Source organism: Marinimicrobium sp. UBA4509 (assembly GCF_002388575.1).
Lineage (GTDB): Bacteria > Pseudomonadota > Gammaproteobacteria > Pseudomonadales > Cellvibrionaceae > Marinimicrobium > Marinimicrobium koreense.
The window spans coordinates 424-19,204 of the sequence record NZ_DGMV01000078.1 but is presented as its reverse complement, the minus strand read 5'-3'; the positions used below and the strand labels follow the sequence as shown (position 1 = coordinate 19,204).

The 18,781-nt window shown below is 59.4% G+C and carries 15 protein-coding genes; 7 read left to right on the top strand and 8 right to left on the bottom strand.

Going from position 1 to position 18,781, the window contains the following annotated elements; translation table 11 throughout:
- From B3520_RS14450 to B3520_RS14435, 4 genes are all read right to left on the bottom strand, one after another.
- Positions 1 to 929 (bottom strand): cation diffusion facilitator family transporter (locus B3520_RS14450; RefSeq protein ID WP_286876348.1); only part of this gene is annotated, 929 nt, incomplete at its 3' end.
- Between the two features lie 7 nt (positions 930 to 936).
- A complete protein-coding gene (locus B3520_RS14445) occupies positions 937 to 2,619 on the bottom strand; it encodes a hypothetical protein (RefSeq protein ID WP_286806320.1) in 1,683 nt (560 codons plus the stop codon).
- A 146-nt stretch (positions 2,620 to 2,765) separates the two neighbouring features.
- Complete coding sequence (locus tag B3520_RS14440) at positions 2,766 to 4,772, bottom strand: alkaline phosphatase PhoX (RefSeq protein WP_286806322.1); 2,007 nt, start codon at positions 4,770 to 4,772, stop codon at positions 2,766 to 2,768.
- Positions 4,773 to 4,973: 201 nt separating this feature from the next.
- The gene (locus B3520_RS14435) at positions 4,974 to 6,212 is read right to left on the bottom strand and encodes a bifunctional alpha/beta hydrolase/OsmC family protein (protein ID WP_286806324.1); all 1,239 of its coding nucleotides are present in this window, start codon (positions 6,210 to 6,212) and stop codon (positions 4,974 to 4,976) included.
- A gap of 110 nt (positions 6,213 to 6,322) precedes the next feature.
- Between B3520_RS14435 and pbpG the strand changes: the two genes are divergently transcribed.
- From pbpG to B3520_RS14415, 4 genes are all read left to right on the top strand, one after another.
- Entirely contained in the window at positions 6,323 to 7,282 is a 960-nt protein-coding gene (pbpG, locus tag B3520_RS14430) for a D-alanyl-D-alanine endopeptidase (RefSeq protein WP_286806325.1), read from the top strand.
- A gap of 148 nt (positions 7,283 to 7,430) precedes the next feature.
- Positions 7,431 to 7,943, top strand: coding sequence for an RNA polymerase sigma factor (locus tag B3520_RS14425; protein ID WP_286806326.1), 513 nt, complete (start codon positions 7,431 to 7,433; stop codon positions 7,941 to 7,943).
- A 66-nt stretch (positions 7,944 to 8,009) separates the two neighbouring features.
- The gene (locus B3520_RS14420) at positions 8,010 to 8,717 is read left to right on the top strand and encodes a hypothetical protein (protein ID WP_286806327.1); all 708 of its coding nucleotides are present in this window, start codon (positions 8,010 to 8,012) and stop codon (positions 8,715 to 8,717) included.
- Positions 8,718 to 8,722: 5 nt separating this feature from the next.
- A complete protein-coding gene (locus B3520_RS14415; RefSeq protein WP_286806328.1) occupies positions 8,723 to 9,685 on the top strand; it encodes a hypothetical protein in 963 nt (320 codons plus the stop codon).
- A gap of 11 nt (positions 9,686 to 9,696) precedes the next feature.
- Here the strand turns inward: B3520_RS14415 and B3520_RS14410 are convergent, their stop codons facing one another.
- The 3 genes from B3520_RS14410 to B3520_RS14400 all read right to left on the bottom strand — a co-directional run bounded on the left by B3520_RS14410 (position 9,697) and on the right by B3520_RS14400 (position 14,151).
- Positions 9,697 to 11,403: a S8 family serine peptidase gene (locus B3520_RS14410; protein WP_286806330.1), complete on the bottom strand. Its 1,707-nt coding sequence runs from the start codon at positions 11,401 to 11,403 to the stop codon at positions 9,697 to 9,699.
- Between the two features lie 117 nt (positions 11,404 to 11,520).
- The gene (locus B3520_RS14405; RefSeq protein ID WP_286806332.1) at positions 11,521 to 13,203 is read right to left on the bottom strand and encodes a DUF5666 domain-containing protein; all 1,683 of its coding nucleotides are present in this window, start codon (positions 13,201 to 13,203) and stop codon (positions 11,521 to 11,523) included.
- Positions 13,204 to 13,371: 168 nt separating this feature from the next.
- Positions 13,372 to 14,151 (bottom strand): hypothetical protein, encoded by a 780-nt coding sequence (locus tag B3520_RS14400; protein WP_286806334.1) that lies wholly within the window; start codon positions 14,149 to 14,151, stop codon positions 13,372 to 13,374.
- A 93-nt stretch (positions 14,152 to 14,244) separates the two neighbouring features.
- On the opposite strand from B3520_RS14400, the gene B3520_RS14395 reads away from it, so the two are divergent.
- Positions 14,245 to 15,669, top strand: a complete 1,425-nt coding sequence (locus B3520_RS14395; RefSeq protein WP_286806336.1) for a GTPase — start codon at positions 14,245 to 14,247, stop codon at positions 15,667 to 15,669.
- 274 nt (positions 15,670 to 15,943) lie between these two features.
- Here the strand turns inward: B3520_RS14395 and B3520_RS14390 are convergent, their stop codons facing one another.
- Positions 15,944 to 16,687, bottom strand: a complete 744-nt coding sequence (locus B3520_RS14390) for a hypothetical protein (RefSeq protein ID WP_286806338.1) — start codon at positions 16,685 to 16,687, stop codon at positions 15,944 to 15,946.
- Between the two features lie 254 nt (positions 16,688 to 16,941).
- On the opposite strand from B3520_RS14390, the gene B3520_RS14385 reads away from it, so the two are divergent.
- Positions 16,942 to 18,117, top strand: coding sequence for a hypothetical protein (locus tag B3520_RS14385; protein ID WP_286876347.1), 1,176 nt, complete (start codon positions 16,942 to 16,944; stop codon positions 18,115 to 18,117).
- A gap of 71 nt (positions 18,118 to 18,188) precedes the next feature.
- Positions 18,189 to 18,404: a helix-turn-helix transcriptional regulator gene (locus tag B3520_RS14380; protein WP_265367032.1), complete on the top strand. Its 216-nt coding sequence runs from the start codon at positions 18,189 to 18,191 to the stop codon at positions 18,402 to 18,404.
- Positions 18,405 to 18,781: the final 377 nt, after the last annotated feature.

Below are 18,781 nucleotides of genomic sequence, written 5' to 3'. Positions count from 1 at the left end.
ACCCGGGCGGTATAGACCAGGCCATGGTCGACCTGTTTGAGTTGATCTACCGGCCAGGGTAGTGTCAGGTGCAGCCCCGGTGGCAGGCCGGTGTTCACCGGCGCACCAAAGCGGCTGTGAATGCCGGTGTAGCCGGCGGGGATGGTGTGGACGCCGGTGCTCAGCCAGAGCGCCAGCAGAGCCGCAATCGGCAGCCAGCGGAATTGATACAGAATGCGAGCCAGCCGTCGCCCCAGTCGGGCCAAGGGCTGGCTGAACGAGCGTCGGGCCAGCCATTCCAGTGCCGGCTCCAGCAGGGAAATGGGATCCAGCTCCTGCCGGTAGCGAAGGCCCTGGATGCCTGAGATCAGCAGCTCAATCCCGGCGACGGCAATCAGCAGGGCAATGATCAACGCGACCGGCTCGTCAATATTGATACCGACCAGCAGCCCCACCAGCGAGGCCAGTACGGCGAGGGTGGTGAACAGGTCGATTTTGCTGTGATAACCGTCGGCTTCCAATGCCGGCGAATCGGTTTCCTGGCCCACATAGGTTTTCAGCCTGGCCATGAAATGCACCAGGGCGAGAATCACCAGCACACCGAGAATGCCCGCCCAGAGGAAGCGCACATCCTCGGCGCTTCGGGCGTTCAGTTCCAGCAGAATTTCCACCGGAATGTACAGAATCAAGAGGGCAACCGCGATGGCCAAGAGCGATTCGAGCATCCGCGCCTTTTGTCCCGCCTGCGCGCCTTTGCGCTCCTGACGAAAGCGGATGATCAGACTGACCAGAAGCACCAGTGACACCACCAGATCGGTGCCCGAGTGATAGGCGTCGGCGAGCAATGCTGCGCTGCCGGTGAGCAGAGCCAGCCCCACCTTGGCGCCGGTCAGTAGAAGGTCCGCCCCGATTGCGATCAGCGAGGTGCGTATGCGTCGATCACTGAGCATCACGATATCATTCCTGCCAGGACCAGTAGTCTTCGGTGGAGGTGTCTGGCCAGGCGAGGCGAATGTCCCACTGATGCCGGTGTTCGGGCTCCAGGGGCGGGGTACTTGGGTCGACGCTCTGGAAGACATTGGTGGCCGGTTTGATGGTCGCGTCCCGGCCGAAGATATAACTCTGCTCCTCCACGATGGCCCGGTAGGCCTTGTTAAGCGCCAGGGCCCGTTCGCGCGATGGTGTGATCAGCTCATACAGGTTGCGTACCGAGGTGACCTTCTCACGGTTGACCCGGCCGTCCGGGTGGAACCAGCGCTCGAGCATTTCCTCGTTCTGCCGGAACTCATCACCGCCACCCACACGCTCCAGGTACTGCAGGAATTCCCCTTCGTACTCGCCCAGGCTGGGCGTATCCTGCTGGGTGGTCAGGTCGATATAACCCCAGCCGTCGGCTCCAGCGACCTTGCGCGGAAACGCGAAGGTGTGGTCTATGGAGGTGCCGACACTTTTATGACACCCCATGCAGAAAAACTGTTCTTCGTGATGCTGTTTGCGCAGGGTACCTTGAGCGTCTTCAATAAAGCCCCAGAGCCGCCAACCGAATTTGTTGTCCATGCCCCGGTCGGCGTGGTCCGCCACCCCAGGCAAATTGCCAAAGTGTTTTTCCTTGGCTTCCATATAGTAGCTGCTGGTCAAACTGGTGGCGGGACGAAACCGGTCTTTCACCATGTAGCGTACCTCTTTCATACGCGGTGCGTTATAAATGCGACCGCTATCGTCCACCCCGAGGTAGCGCACGGTGTGCAAAAAGGCCGTCCCCTCCGGGTACAGCATGTGGGTCAGTGGTACTTCACTGGCATCACCCAGGTAAAACGGACGGTGGCGGATGCGGTGGCTGGCAACACTGAGCACGCCGTCGCCGTCGAGGTCGATATCCAGCGCCGCTTCGTTCAGGGGCGGAGTGTCCAGCTCCTGTGTACCGGTAACGGCCATTTCCAGCAGGCTGAGGTTGGCGAAGTACACATCCCGGGAAAACTGCCCGTCGATTTCAGAAAAAGCCGCTGGCAGGCGGATCATGACATCGTCGGTGGAGCCGTTGGTGGGCCAGAAGGTGCTAGGCAGGGGCTTGTAGTTGAAGGCAACCCAACGGGAACCATCCTTGGCCAGCCCGTGTTCATCAAAGGCGTCCGCACCTCTGTGGAGGTCCTCAATGATGGCTTCCTCGCCGGACCACTGATCCGAGCGCATCCACTGAATTAAGTCGGTGTAGTTGTCCTGGTGAACGTACTCAATGATTGCTTCATCGGAGACTTGCTCGATGTAGGGGCGTCGGTCCTTGAACAGATTCTGCCAGTGATTGCGTTCGCCAAATTCAGAAAAGGCGTAGCTGCCCTGAAGAAAACCGTCGTGCATCTGGTTAGGGCGGCGGTCGCCATAGGTCTGATGGCAGGTGTAGCAGGGGTTATGTCGTCCGTCGGTTTTGGTGTAGCACTGGGATGGAATGGGGGCTTCGCGGTTGTAGGCTTCTCCCGCGTGCAGGTAATCCTGTGCGTTGACGCCGCCTTGTTGCACCGCATCGGCGGCAAACTCGATGGTGTTCGTTTCGGCTGGTGAGCGATCGTTGGTTGTGTTCGAATCGCACCCGACGAGCAACGTCAGGCTGCTTACCAAGATCAAGCTGAGAAAGCGTCTTATCATTGAGTCACGGCTCCCGTTTTTTTTACGTGGCGTATGGTACCCCCGGGAGTGTGAACGGTTTGTTACAGTGCATAAAAAAGGGGGTGCGAAAATCGCACCCCCTTTGAGCCGACCGCGACAGCGGGTCGGATCGTTATTGCTGTGTATTAGTTATTGATCTTGGGGTCATACATCCACAGGGTGTTGTTGGTCTGGAAGCCGTCTTCACCCAGAAGGATGCGACCGTCGTCCAGAACAATCACGTTGTCCGGCTGGGACAGTGCATTGACATCGCAACGCTCCGCGCCGTCGGCGGTGGAACGATAGGTAGAACCCATCACAACCGGTTCAATGCGGTCGGTATCGTATCCGGGCAGCAGACGCATACGGTAGACACCGCCACAATCTTTAACGCGGGCCGACAGTTGGATATCCCCCTCATCGTCGACCATGCCGTTGTCCATATCGGCAATGGCAAAATAGACGTAAGCGTCTTCCACGACTTCATCCGGGATCAGGTCGGTACCTTCCACGGCCTCTTCGGCGCGCTTGTGGTTGACACTGATACCTTCGAACTTCTGCCACTCGGCGGTTGCGCCTTTGGCGCGGGCCGCTTTGCGTGACTCCAGAAACGCGATGCGATCGTCCATGGTTTCGCCCGCCGTCACCAGACCGCCAAAGGTGTTGGCGTCGGTGTAACCAGCGTCGATCGCTGGCTGGTAAGCGGTATCGTAGCTCGGATAGTTGGCGTCACCGTTCGCCCAGGCAATGGCGTCGGCATCGCTCAGGTAGCTGCTCTTGCCTTCCACATAGTCGTCGCTGCCAATGCCATCGTATTCGGCGATCCAGGTTTCGATCTCGGTGTTGTTGCCACTGGCCAACTCGATCCATTCGATATCGAAGCCGGTGGTCAGCGGTTCGCTGCTGCCAGCGTCTTGAGTCAGTTTGGCGGCGAACAGGGTGCCCGCGCTCAGATCGCCCGGCTGGTCGGCCACGAACTTGAAGAACACACCGCGAGAGTTGTCCTGGGACAGATACACGGTGCGCTCGTCTGGCATGACGATGGAGTTTTCATGCTCGTAGCGACCCATGGAGTAATGCTTGACCGGAACCGGGTTGGCGCTGGTCGGTTCGGTGATTTCCACAATGTAGTGGTAGCGGTAGGTGTTCGGGAATTGGGCCGCGTCGTTGGCGGTGTTGACCGACGAATCAATGTAGCGGGCCAGCGCGGTTTGCGATGAACCTTCACCAGCGCGCTCGGGGTTGTTCCAGCGGTGGGTGTTGTCGCCTTCATTACCCCACTCTTCGGATGTCAGCGGCGTACCCCAGGGAGACATGGAGCCGAAGCAGTTGGCGATGGTACCCCAGTCGCCAAAGTCGAGCATCATCACATCGGTGTTGTCGACCGACCAGTGACCGCTGTTGGCATCCTTGTTCAGTTTGATGCGGCTCATGCCACCGGGAATGGATTCCCAGTTGGTGAACAGGTAACCTTCGTTTTCGCCGGTGGCCAGGTAGCCATTGAAATCCGGCATGTCGCTTTCAACACTGACGGTGGTGTCGTCTGTGGCGAGCACGTGGCCCAGCCCCTGAGAGAGCGCGCCACCAAAGTTGTCGCCGGTTTGCCCGAGTACCTGGTAGTCACCGTAGGCGACCTGAATGGTTTCCTGTTCCTGCTGAGTGCGCGGTACGGGCGAGGAAATCAGGTTGCGCGGCAGCTGATGTACGTTAACCCCACGCACGACCCCGACAGTACCGGTGTGAAAGGTTTTGCCGTCGGCATCCTGGGCGGTGTTGCTGCCGCTGGGGTGCTGGGCGTTGAAGAACAGGTCACCGTCTTCGGTCACATAGGCACCAGTGACTTCCGCACCCAGTGGCACGGTGGCCAGCCGGGTCAGGCCGGGTGTCATCAGACCGGCGCCAATACCGTCTTCACCGTCAGCACCATTTTGTCCGTCGACGCCATCCTGACCATTCTGGCCGTCTGCTCCGGCCTGACCGTCGGTACCGTCCTGCCCATCAACGCCGTTCTGGCCATCGACACCGGCTTCGCCCTGCGGACCTTGTTCGCCCGCCGGACCCTGCTCGCCGTCATCGCCGCTACAGGCGGCGAGGCTGGAGGCCATGGCAATCAGAGCCAACAATTGTCCTTTTTTACTCAGCTTGAACATCATTGTGTTACTCCCGTTATTTGTGGGGTTATCTTCGAATTTGGCGCCCGCAGGCTTTCAGAATGGAAAGCGGTGCTCTGGCGGACGCGATAACGTTAAACGGGAAATATGACGGTTGGCGGGAATAAAAATGACAGCAGGGTGAAGTTTTGATGAATTGTGATCAAACGCGGATCCCGGTCCGTCAGGACCGGGGTTTTACTGTTATTGGTCAAGGGCGGTGTTGGTGGTGCGAATACGGATTTCGCCCTTCAGGGTTTTGTGCACCGGGCACTTGTCGGCAATGTCCAGCATCCGTTGGTGCTGCTCTTCGCTCAACGAGCCCTCATAACTGAGTTCCCGATGAATCTCACTGACCATGCCGTCTTTGGTTTCGCAGTCCCGGCAGTCTTCGGCGTGGATGCGCTGGTGCCGGAGGCGAACCTCCAGGTTTTCCACCGGTAACTCTTTGTGGTTGATGTACATGCGCAAGGTCATGGACGTGCAGGCCCCCAGAGACATCAACAGGAAGTCGTAAGGGTTGGGGCCCTGATTGCTGCCGCCCTTGTCTTTCGGTTCGTCGGCCTGCCATTGGTGGTCAGCGGTGTACAGCCCGCGCAGGAAGTGTGCGTCCTGCTCGGTAATCAACACTTCGCCGGCCTCGACACTCGGGCGGTCGTGACTCTGCGCCTGGACCGGTTCGAGTCTCAGGTAACGGCTGGCCCAGGCGGCCAGCGTGAGCGCAACGTAGTCGGCATCGCTCTGGTCGCTGAGCAGGTGGTCGGCGTCGTCCAGGGAAACGAAGCTTTTGGGGTGCTTGGCGGCCTGGAAAATTTTCGCCGCCTCATCCACGTTGACCACCTGATCCACCGGGGAGTGGAAAATCAGCAGCGGCTTGCGCAGAGCGCCGACGGTTTCTTCCAGTGGCCAGTTGTCCAGGTCTTCCAGCAGCTCGGCGCCGAGCTCAAAGGTGCGCCCGGCGATGGTCACGGGCGCGCGGCCCTCCTGACGGATGTCGCAGGCCTGATCGGCGAACAGGTGCTCCACGTGCTTGGGGGACGCCGGGGCGGCGATGGTGACCACCGCCTGTACCGACTTCAGCCTTCGGGCCACCGCCAGAACCGCGGCGCCGCCCAGGCTGTGGCCGATCAGCAGGGCCGGGGCCTGGTGCTCTTCGGCGAGAAACTTTGCCGCCGCCTCGAGGTCCGACACATTGCTCGAAAAGGTGGTGTTGGCGAAGTCGCCCTCGCTACTGCCCAGGCCGGTGAAGTCAAAGCGCAGTACCGCGATGCCCTGGTCGGCCAGGGTACGGGCGATGCGGGTAGCGGCGATCACATCCTTGCCACAGGTAAAACAGTGGGCGAACAGGGCGAAGGCCTTGGGGCTGCCGCTGTCGGGCAGTTCCAGAGCGCCGGCCAGGCTGTGGCCATCGGCGTTGGTGAATTCAACTTTCTGGCGTGGCATGGAACCTCCATTCTGGGATTGAGTGCTCGGCGCGATGGCCAAACTTACGTTAGAATACCTTAATATAAACCCCGGTTACGAGAACCCACGAAAAGAGAACCTTCCGATTCATGACCCTAATCAATAAAGTCAGATCGTCGTCAATCGCACGTTTCCTGCTCCGTGGGACACTACTGACCTTGCCCCTGGCCCCGGTGACCCTGGCCGAGGAGGCCCCGGACCCCGAGCGGTTGACGTTGGCCTCGGTCAGTGCGGCGGTGGCCCCTATCGGTGCCGAAACCCCGTTCTACACCAAACGCGCCGACTGGAGCATGCCGATCGCCTCGGTCACCAAGCTGATGACCGGGCTGGTGGTCCTGGAGTCCGGCGCATCTCTGGATGAGTGGTTGACGGTCGAGGAGCGGCATTTTCCACCGGCGGCCAATGCCTTCTCCCGCTTGCGTCCCGGGTCTGAAGCCCAGCGCGGCGATCTGTTGCGTATTGCCCTGATGTCCTCGGAAAACTATGCCGCCTATCTGTTGGCCCGCCATCACCCTGAGGGCTATGACGCCTTCATTGAGGCGATGAACGAGAAGGCCCGCTCCCTTGGCATGACCCGCACCCGCTTTGTCGACTCCTCGGGCCTGTCGGATGACAACGTCTCCAGTGCCGGCGATCTGCTGAAGCTCGCGCAGGCCGCCTACGGAAATGAAACCCTTCGAGAGCTCAGTGCCGACGGGCGCCACAGTGTGCGTTTTCGCAAGCCGGGCTACACCCTGCACTTTGGTAACACGAATCCGCTGGTGCACAGTGGTCGGTGGGATGTGGACCTGACCAAAACCGGTTACCTGACGGCGGCCGGGCGCTGTCTGGTCATGGTGACGGAAATGAATGGTGAACCGACCGCGGTGGTTCTGCTGAACTCTTTCGGTACCCGCACGCCCTTGGGCGATGCCGGTCGGATCCGTCGGTGGATCGAAAACGGCACCGCCAGTACCGTGGCTCAGGCGGCGTTGCGCTACGAACAGGAAACCGCCGAACGCTTGAGCGGGCAGCAAGTGGCGGAAAGCGGTGCCGCTCAATCGCCTTGACCGCCGCCGGTGTCGGCTCGATACCAGCGCTCAAAGCCACCGTCCGGTGGCTTTTTTGTTTGTCTGGCTATTTGGCGTCACAGTTTTTATTCTACGCCAAAGGGGAATAAAACCCGCCCCGGTACGTTGTCTGGAATATGAGGCCTGAATGACACTGGATTTTCGTTCGCAGCTGGTGGCGCTGTTGCCGCGCCTGAGGCGGTTTGCCCTGGGCTTGACGGCCAGTCGGGAGGAGGCAGATGACCTTGTGCAGGCCGCCTGCGAAAAGGCGTTGGTCAAACAGGATCAGTGGCAGCCGGACACCCGACTGGACTCCTGGCTGTACCGGATCATCCAGACCCAGCGGATTGATCACCTGCGTCGTGCAAACCGCTCACCGGTCAGCGTGCCGGAGGATGCTATGCCGGACTGGGAAGATGCTCAAAGTGCGGACCGGGCCGAGAACGAAGACCTGCTCAGGCACACCCTGAAAGCCCTGGAACAGTTGCCCGAGGAGCAGAGGGCGGTGATGCTGCTGGTAGTCGTTGAAGGCCACTCCTATCGGGAGGTGGCGGAGCAACTGGGGATTCCACAGGGCACGGTCATGAGCCGTTTGGCGCGCGCCCGCCTGCGAGTGCAGGAGCTTCTGGCTCCCACGGAGCAGGCAAACGAGCAGCCTTGAGCCATAAGCAGCCTTGAGCCGAACCACAAGGCTGTCTTGAGCTCAACCACAAAACAGGACAGCACAATGAACGACGCCGATTTTCAACTGATTATGGCCTATTCCGACGGTGAGACCGGACCGGAAGGCACGGCCCGGGCCGAAGCGCTGCTGGCGGACAGTGCCGAAGCGCGCGCAGCGCTCGCGCGTTTGCGCGCCTTGGATGATCGGATCAAAACCAGCCTGGACGGTGTTCTGAACGAGCCGGTTCCAGAGCGGCTGACCCGTACCGCTACGGCGAAGGCCCCCGCCCGGGGACGCCTGCTTCGGTTCCCGGGGCGTCTGGGGGTGGCGCCGTCTCACTGGGCCATGGCCGCGTCGGTGGTCGTGGCGCTGAGCGCGGTTCTGTTCTGGGCGACAAGCCCAGAACCGGATGCCGAGGCCATGCAGCGGTTTGTTTATCAGACCCTGGAGCAGACCCCGAGCGGTGAGCGCCGAACGGACGCTGATCGCGGCTGGCAGGTAATGCCGCTGGCCAGCTACGAGACCGCCGAGGGCCGATGGTGCCGCGAGTACGCCGGGCGAGTGGGCGCCGATACGTTGTCGGGGCTGGCCTGTCGGGTCGACGGGGAAGAGTGGCAAACCCTGGTGTCTGAAGCCCGCGCCGTGCCGGAGGGCTATCGGCCCGCGGCCGGACCCACGGATACCGTGGCGGCAGTACTTGCGGGGCTGCAGGCCGGTGAGCCTTTGACCGAGGCGGAAGAGGCGGCCCGCTTGCGCCGGGCGGGGCAATGAGGGCTGTGACGGCCGCCGCATGGCGTCCCCGGTCCGGTTGGCTCGGTGCCACTTGGCTCAATGTCATAGGTTCGTGTCTGCTGGGCTTTGCCGCTTCGGCGACCCTCGCCGAGGAATCCCCGTGGAATAGCCTGCGGGACGCAGTGGATCTGTCGGTGTCGGCCGGTGCGCGCCACGAAGACAATCTGGTGGTCGAGGAGCTCGACTCGGTGTCCCGGGAGTCGGGCTCGGCCTGGGTCGGCTCGGTGGACCTTGACCTGGAGCAGGAGTTGGGCGGTGGGCGCGAGATCGGTGCCGGCTATTTTATGGAGCAGCGACGCTTCGACCAGCACCCGGATTATGATCTGGACCTGCACTATGGTTACGGCAACCTGAGTCAGCGGCTGGGGGCGGTGCGTTGGACCACGCGCCTCGATGGCAGCATTGCCTATTTGGGCGGCGTGCGCCTGCTGGAGAACCGGCAGATCGCTCTGGAGGCGTCCCGTTTGTTTAACCGCGTCTGGTATCTGCGCGGGGAGCTGGCGTTCAAACAGACCGATTTATTGCAGGCACCAGAGCGCAATAACGACGATACCCGGGCGCAGTTCGCGGGCTATTATTTTCTGGACGGAACGGCGCACTACCTCAGCGCCAACTACCGGTTCAATGCCAAGCGCGCCGAACAGTTCCGGTTTGATTATGACGGGCACCGGTTTGGTGTGTTGTATAACCGTCGCCTTTCAGACTGGGCGACGCTCAAGCTGGATTGGCGCTACGAGGAACGGCAGTACCTCAGTGGTGCCTCGACTCCCGCCAGTGGCCAGCGCCTGGATGAGCGTGAGCGGTGGCGGGCGCGCCTGGAAATCCCGATGGGTAAGCGGTTGGAGCTTGAGTTGCGCTATGAGCATCGGGACTATGGCTCCAATCTCGAGAGTGTGGATTACACCGACAACCGCCTGGAAGCGCGCTTTACCTTTGAGCTGCTTTGAGGCGTCGGGCCTCAGGGGGAGGCCGGCGTTATCAGTTGGCTTTTCCCCGGCAGTCCAAGGCCGAACAGCGGGTCCTTACCGGGTTCACCCAAATCCACCGTGTCCTCACTCAGCGCTTGAAGCGCCTGCCCCGGCGAGCCGGTATGGGCGAGTTGCCGGGCCAATAGGGCAGTGACCACTGGCGAGGCAAACGAAGTGCCGGATACCCGGGTAAAACCATCCTCTCCTGAAGCGACGGTAAGGTTGACGCCATAGGCGGCAAAATCCAGGTGATCACCACGCACCGCATAGGGGTAGAGGTCGAGCGCCCGGTCGACGGCGGTCACCGCCACCACGGTGGGGTAGGCGGCCGGATACTGCGGGTCGGCGAGTGGGCCGGCATTGCCCACGGCGGCAACGGGCAGTATGCCGCGGGATCGGATCTGTTCCAGAACGGTTTCCAGCGTCTGATTCGCGGGACCGGAGAGGCTGATATTGATAACCTCCACCGGCCGGGACGCCAGCCAGTCCAGCGCCGTAATCAGGGTCTGGGTGGTAGCAATAGAGCCATACTCGGCCTGTTCGGAAAATACCGAGGCAATGTATAGCTCGGCATCGGGTACCAGGCCCTCCCAGTCTTTAGTTCGCCCCACCAACAGCGATGCAATGGCGGTTCCGTGCTCCAGATCCCGGACAGAGGGGCGTGCGGCGAAGGCTTTCTGTTGCAGGCGCGCACGGGCAAACGCAGGGTGTCGGGTATTCACCGGTCCATCCAGCATGCCAATGGCGGTACCCGAACGGGAGGGCGCGCCGGGGCGGTAAAGCGCTGACAGGGTCAGGGGGGCATCGGACGCGGTTGTCGGGCCCTGGTGGTATTCGTAGCCGTGGTTAAAGTCGACCGACAGCCCCGGATAGCGTTCGCGCAACTCGGTGCGAAGTGCTTCCAGCGGCACGTCGCCTTTGACCTCAAAACTGCCCAGATTGGTTCCCAGTGCAGAGAGCGGCCGTCGCTCTCTGAGGTCCAGTGCCGGGTGGCGGCTTAACTGTTTCAGCAACTCATCGTCCGCCAGCACCAGCATTTCGTTGCGGACGATGAGGTCGCCGGTATTGAGCTCGATCAGGCTGTCCAGATCCTCTTCCAGCGCGTCCAGCAGCCGCTCCTCCAGAGCGTCGGCCAGTTCATCGTCCTCATCGAAGCGATCGTCCAGGTCATCATCGTCCAGCTCATCCTCGAGGTCGTCGTCAATGTCGTCGAGCTCGTCTTCCCAATCATCCTCGTCCAGTCGATCTTCAGCGGCTTCCTCCGCCAGGTCTTCGGCAAGGTCCTCGGCGTCGTCATCCAGGCTGTCTTCCAGCTCATCTTCGGCCGCTTCTTCGGCCAGCTCCTCGGCGAGGTCTTCCGCATCGTCGTCCATGGCGTCCTCGGCAGCGTCTTCTGCAAGATCATCCAGTTCATCTTCCAGTTCGTCGTCGAGTTGGTCCTCCAGGTCATCTTCCAACTCGTCTTCGATGTCATCATCCAGATCGTCCAGCTCGTCCTCAAGGTCTTCAAGCTCATCGTCGATGTCGTCGTCCAGTTCATCCAGGTCGTCGTCATCAACCTGGGCCAGATAGAGTGTCTGGGAGGAACTGGTGAAGGAAAAGGGCGAGTCCGCCTGAACCGTTCCGGCACCCAACACAACGCCCAGCAGACTGGCGAGTAGCAGGCGAGGGCTGGGTAGGAGACCGTTTGCAGGCATGGTTATGGGCTCGATTCACGTCGAAGGGGAGAAGCAGAATAGAGCAGGGACGACAGGTTTGGCAATCGATGGCAAAGTGCCGGGCCCTTTCCCTGTGGCCCGGCGAGTGGTTACGCCTTATGACTCGGCGCTGTCATCATCGTCCTGATCGTCGTCTTCATCTTCATCTTCATCGCTGTCATCGTCCGAATCGTCATCATCGTCACGATCGTAGGTGGTTTCGACGTCGTCATCCCAGTCGAACTCCACTTCCTCGGCAATCAGCAGACCGTCAGAGCAGGCGGCGGCATTGTCTTCGTCGCTCTCGGCTTCGATCACCGCACCGCCACTGAGGGTCGTGAAGAAGCTCGCCCGGCCGAGGATGCTGTCGTCGTCATCGCCAAAGGCGTCATCGTCCACAATGCTGGCGGTATCGATGGTCACACCCAGGATGGTGAAGGTGCCGGCGGAGGCATCAATGCTGTCGGCGTCTACCGGGCCGCGCAGGGAACACTCCTGATCGTCCTCATCGTCATCGCGCTCGATCCGGGTCCAGGTAAGAGTGCCGTCTTCGGCGAAATAACCCCGGGCTTCAATACTGTCGCCCGCTTGCAGCCGAGCCATGAAGTCTTCCGGGTTGAGGCGATCGCCGTCGTCCTCATCGTCGTCTTCCACCCGGCTCAGGCCGGTGGGGGTGACGGTCACGCCCAGGCGGGTGGTGAAACTGGTGGCGCCGACGGTTTCGACCCGATCGGAGATCTCCACATTGTTGTTCCACTCGCGCTTGATGCCATCGTCATCGGTGTCGATTTCCAGGCGGCCTTCTGCGTTGAAGGATCCCTCGATTTCCACTTTGACGCCCACCAGGCTGACCAGCGCACTGGCGTCTGCCATGGGAATCACCACCCCGTTGATGGTGACGCTGTTCGGGGTGCTGTCGGTATCGACGGCCTGAATGATGCCTTCGATTTCGAACTCACCTTCGCGCTCATCGTCATCGTCCCAGCGATCGTCTTCGCGTTCGATTTTACTGGCCAGCAGACTGCCGTCGGCCTGAACCTCGCCTTCGACTTCCACAAACCAGCCGTTGCTGAGCTCACCGTCTTCGATGTCATCGTCCAGGGCGGACAGGTCGTAATGAACCAGCAGATCCCGGATCATGAAGGTGCCATTGGTGGTATCCAGATCGGCGATGACCCCTTTGACCTCCGCTTCGTTGCCATCGTCGTCGCTGTCGTCGTCATTCTGGTTGAGACGTTCCAGACGGGTGGCAATAAAGCCCTCTTCCGTCGGGAAGCCGCTGACCTCGACCACCACGCGGCCCTGGCTGCTGTCCAGGTCGTTCAGGTCAATGCTGCCGTCCATATTGGTGTCGGCAATGTCGCTGCTCAATACCGTGTTCGCATCCACGGTCACGGTCTGACCGAGTACCACCAGGGTGCCCAGGGTGGGATCCTCGGCGTTGGGGGAGACGGAACTGACCGGCCCTTTCAGGTCTTTGTCGAACATCACGCGGGTAGCGCGGCGGTCGTCTCCGTCCTGTTCCGCTTCGATCTCGACCCGCATGCCCAGGCGAAGATCGTCTTCGGACATGCGGCCTTCGCCTTCAAACTCAATCTCGGCGTTGGCGGTGTCGTAGCGCACCCCGTTGACGTAAACGCTGCCAAACCCGGTAATGACACCGGAGGAGCTGACTTTGTCGCTTGAATTGTTGCCGCCGGGGTTGTTGGCGTTCGGGGCGGAATCACTGCTGCCGCCGCCGCAGCCTGTCAGAGCCAGAGCGATGGATGTGGCCAATGCACTTTTTTTCAGATGTTTCATGGCGAGACCTCTTCGTCGTTGATCGCATTACCAAGGCGGCGTGGCGCCACCTTTCCGTGTGTTTCATTAGCGACAACGCTTGGCGCCGTATTTTATTCCCTCGAGACGGATCGGTTTCTCAAAATGTGCGGGGCGTCACACAATATTGGGGGTTGGTGATGGCTTCGCTCACAGAGGCTGGAGCGTCTGGGTCAGTTGGGTCTCATGGTGCTCGCCCGGAATATCGGTTTTCCGCCAGCGTTGGCGCTCGCGGACGATCAGATGACCATCCAGTACCTGATAGTGTTGGGTGGACTCCTCCCGGTACTCGCCGCGGATGACAAACAGCAGGCTTCCCTTGGCATGAAGATTGAGACGGCTGGCCAGGGGCTTCCCGGCTTCGTCCACCCAGACTTCCAGGGTGGAGTGGAACTGTTTGACGTATTTCCGGGCTCGCTCGTCGAGCACCGTTTTGTCCCGGTCAAAGATCAGACGGCGGGCAGGCCGGCCCTGCCAGCGGTCGGTGACGAGGGTCCGAAAGCTCGATCGTTGGATTTCCCGGCGCAGCGGGGCGGCGGCATTCAGAAGCGGGCGAACCTCGTTCAGGTCCAGGCGCCACATGAAATCAGTGGTGGGGGTGCGGGCATCCGGGTCCTCCAGTAGGCGGTTCGCTTCGGCATCGAGCCGATCCAGCAGTGGCCAGCCGTAGGTCACGCTGATGCCATCAGTGCCCCGGTTGATGACCGTGTTCACCGACACCTCGACTTCCTCCCGGTCGTCGCCTTTGCCCTCGGCACGCCAGAGCGCCGATAACAGTTGTACGCGAACGGGGCGGTTGTGCTCCAGCTGGTCGAGGGTCTGGAGCAGGTCTTCCGGCTGCGAAGCGCTCGCGGGTAGCGCCATCAATAGAGCGGAGGTAAGCCCGCTCAGCGCAAGAGTGCGGCGCAGGAATCCGGAAAGCAGCGGCATGTGTCATCCCTCAAAAACGGTCGTAGGTCGGTGAGTACTATACGACGCTTCGACTCCAAACCGTGAAGAAAGCTCCTTTGATATAGTGACGGTATGAAAGACCTGATCCGCCAATTCGGTCGCCTGCGTCTGTTGGCGCTGGTGCTGACCTATCTGCCGCTGACCGCGGTTCCGGTGGCCGGCGTGGTCTGGCTCTGGCAAACGGGGTACCTGGCCTATTGGTTGTTGCTGTTGGCCATTTGCGGCGGCTGTGCGCTGATGCTCCAGCTGTGGCTGGCGCGCACCGACAAGCGCCGGATTCCGGACGCGCGCACCGGTCCCAGCGGCCACTGGTCCACGACGGCCGAAGGCGCCTGGACCCAGGTGGAGGCTCTGGCGCAGAGCGCGGACCCCGCGGAATACGCCCTCAGCGACGGTTCCGCACTCTGGCTGCTTGGACAGCATGCGCTGGAGCGGGTGGCCGGGCACTTTTTCCCGGATAAGGAACGGCCGCTGCTTGAGCTGACGGTACCCCACGCACTGTTGATCATCGAGCGTGCCAGTCGAGAGTTGCGTCAGGAAATTGTGCATACGGTACCCTTCAGCCATCGCCTCAGTCTGGGCAACCTGGTGCGGGCCCGGCGCCTGCAACAGACCGCCACGCGCTACCACAATGCGTTCCGCATGGGGCGGGCGCTGATCAGCCCGGCGAGTGCACTGTACCAGGAGTTCAGCCGCGCCGTGGGCGGCCATATTCTGGATTACGGCAGCGAGCGCATGCAGCGCTGGTTGCTGCAGGAATATGTGCGCAAAGTGGGGTTCTACGCTATTGAGCTGTACAGCGGAAACCTGTTGCTTAGCGGCGAGCTGACCGCCGGCACGGGGCAGCCGCTACAGGTGCTGGTGCTCGGCCCGGCCGGCAGTGGTAAAACCAGCCTGCTCGAGGCACTGGCCGGCGGCCAGTCCGACATCAACCCGAACGCCAGTGATAAGTGGATCAACGCCCAACGAATCACGTCACCGGTCTGGGGCGAGCTCGAACTGTGGGATACCCCGGCGTGGCCAAAGTTGCCCCGGCGCCGAGCGCGCGCGGCGGTGGCAGCGGCCGATCTCATCATCTGGGTCAGCGATGCCGGCGCCGAGGGTATGAAAGACGATGCCGAGCAACTGGCGCGACTGCAACGCTGGTTGGGGCGCCGCGCCGGACAGCCGGAACCGCCACTATTGGTGGCCCTGACGCACCTGGAGCGGAAGGGAGAAGCCCTTTCGTTGGCGGTGGTGGCAGAGCAACTGTCGATTCCGGCCGAGCAGATCATTCCTCTCTCACTGGCGGACCCAGACTCTGAGCAGGCCCGAGAGCCATTACAGGCCGCCTTTAACCAATACTATGCCCAAGCGGAGCGGTGCCACTACTGGCGATACCTGCACCGGCGCCGCCAGGCGGAGAATAGAGAACTGTCGGGCCGCCAGTTGCGTGGCGCCGCCGGCACGGCATGGCGCGCGGCGCGTGGGCTGTTTCGTCAGGGGCCCAAGGAGTAAGCCGACGCAGAGCCACCCATAAAAAACCCCCAGATCTTGCGATCTGAGGGTTGTTTATTGGTGCCGGGGGAAACTGAAAAGAATTAATAAGATATTGAATTTTATAGTATAAATGTTGGTTCAACTAATCTCTGGAATACCGCTTGGAATACCTGTCACATCCGTGAACCGGCGGTTCAAGGTGGCCAATAATGGTTTGGTTGGATAGATGGGTAGCACAGGTACTGCTTCCTCACTCCCTTGGGGGCTTTAACGCCGGTGCTGACATGGTCGGCTACTGGCTTTCTTTTCGTTGCCTCAAATCATCCTCCACTATTTTCTTGGCCTCCTCCTCAATCTCTGCATCTGTTAGTCCAGCTTGTTGCTGAAAGCGACGTAAGAGCACCTCTTGTCTCATAATGATTTCGGAGTAGTGCTGGACATGCGCTTCAAGCGACTGGATGTTGTGCTCCAAGTTTTGGATTTTAGCTGAGTCATCTTTCTGCATCACATCCTTGATCGACTTTGACTTTCCCTTCGGCTTGTAATTTTGCCGAAGATGGGATTTCTCAGCCTCAATTGCTGCCTGCGTATCTTTTTTCATCTGTGCCGCTAGTTGGTCTCCGTGGTCAATTAAATACTCCAGGGTTTCGTGTAAAGACGTGAAGTTCAATTGCTGTGCGACTCGTCTCAGTCTCGCTTCGATATGGGTGCCCAACGTAAACGAGTACGGCTTTTTGTGGCTCTTGAGATCTCTTGCTCGCTTGGCCACTGAGTTCCACGCGAGACACATTTTTCTCAGCGTTTCCTGTTGGCCGAAGGACCCACGCTCAGCAACTTGGAGTATCCGCTGGAGCAGTACCTCCGTCTCAGTCTCTTCTTTCATTGCCATCTGGGAAGGTGCCTCCGCGATTCGGGGTATCCCTCGTTCATCAAGATAATTGTGTGCCCAGACGCACTGGGAGGTTCCGGGGGCATTCTCTTTTTTTACCCATCTCTCCCATTTCCTATAGCTATCATAAGTATTTTTCTGATTCATTTTGTTAATCTATATTTTGATTGCATCAAGAAACATTACAAGTAATATTACCAATTATATTAGACTATAACAGCTGTTATCTGTGTAGAATAGACCGAATTTTTCAGCGGCTATGGTAGTGATTAACTTTGTTTCAGCTATTGACGATTAAAACACCCGGGCTATCTCCAGCCCAGAAGTACGCTTTGTGTCGGCTGGTGACGCTAAGTAAAAACGTACGTGCAGTTCACTATTCTATATCCGAGCTAAGCACCATGATTGGAGTCAAACCGCATGTATTGAGGTCGGTAATCTCCGGATATTTGGTCCGGAGGGGATACTTAGCCAAGTATGTAGAGCCAGTGCCCCATCTTCCTGGGCAAGCTAGTAGAGGACGGCCGAAGTATCATTACCAATATACAGAGGGCTTTGACGGGAGCTTTGAAAAGGAGGTGGTGCTTGGGGCTACCGACTATCATAAAGACTTGGTTGAAACTCTGATGAACACTCGGTGCTCCGAGGAGTTAGGTCCAGAGGAAACATTGCTTCTAGCTGTACTGCTGCGATTTGCTGATATGTCGGGAACAGTTCGGACTTTGGGCCTTTCCGCCCTGAAGGGCTTAATTGGTGCGAGCCGAAGTAAGGTGCTAGCCATGCTGGAGTCGCTCCAGGCAAATAAGCTCTTACTGGCTAGATCACCGGGAGGGACCAGCCCGAGTTTATTTGGTAAGGTGAAGTCGCTATATATCCTCGACCTTAAGAGCCTTTACGTCAGAATGAATATTGACGAAAGCAGCCAGCTATACAGGGTTCGGATGTACGCTGTTCGCTACTCAGATTCCGATATCGTTTCGATGACTCTCGGACTTTTTCGAGAGGTTGAGAGGCTAACCAGGATAAATACTAAGATTCGCCGATTGGCCTCGGAAGAGCCGTCAGACTTGGTCTCCGGCCGAAAATGGGTGCGAAGGGCTTCAGTAAATGACCAAAAAATTAGGCTCTTGGAGCTTAAACTTTGCGGCATCCTGGATATTGATCTCGACAAGAGCCCTGTCTGCAATCCCTTAAAGCAATCTGCCAGTAAGACCAGTGTCGATCTTCTGCGACGCAAGGTTAGTGACTATGCGTGTGCGCTTCTACTGGAAGGTAAAGATACGCAAGGTGGGTTTGTAAGGGAGGACTACGAACTTATCCGTGAGCGTATCGAAGCTGATATCGAAAATGTAGAGACGCAGGGTGATAAAACGAAAGAGAAGGTTGCAAATTTCATCTACTGGGCATCTGTCAAGGAAGCTGAGGTGATTTCTGCTCTCGCTATTAGGATAGACCCCGCTACGGGGAAGCCGGAGAAGCAGGACGGAACGCTTACGTCTCGTTTCGACGCGATCACCGTACTGCCGAACTGCGGCAAGGACGACTATAAACGAGTGATAGTGGCCACGAGGAAGTAGAGTTCTGCTGGAACGTGGGTAATAGTTTACTTATAGGGCACATCTCATGAACGGATCTACAGGAGTCCACCATGAGATTTTTACGCCTCAAAGAGGTAATCGAGTTGACCGGCCTGAGCCGGTCCACCATCTACAAATACATCGAAGACGGGCTATTTCCCCGCTCCGTCTCCCTCGGCGGGCGGGCTGTTGCCTGGGTTGAGCAAGAAGTTCACGATTGGATACTGGCTCGGATTGAGGAGCGGGACCAAGAGAAGCCGGCGTTCTCCGACCGCGCCGTCGCCTGATAAGGCGTGGTTTTCCTTCCGTATGCGAAACGGTAAGCGAGCGTCTGGCCAGGCGTCAGGGGGTGGGGCGCAGCCTCACCCTCTGGCACGGGCTGTGTTGCTCAAAAGCGCAGTGTGACGGCAGTCACATTCCTGGATTTAGCGGATTATGGCCCGTTGCGTCTATGGCACGGTTCCGACACACTTCGGATCTCTGGAGATCACAAAAGGGACCTGCGTATGTCATTACCTCACGAGCACGTCGTCAATCACGCCATCAGCCAGTTTGCCCGTCTGGAGCAGCCCAGCCTGCTGGACTGGAACCACCTGAAAACCCTTTCCCAGATACAGCGAGGATTGGCGGAATATGAGGCCAAGGGCCGGGGTATGACCTTCGA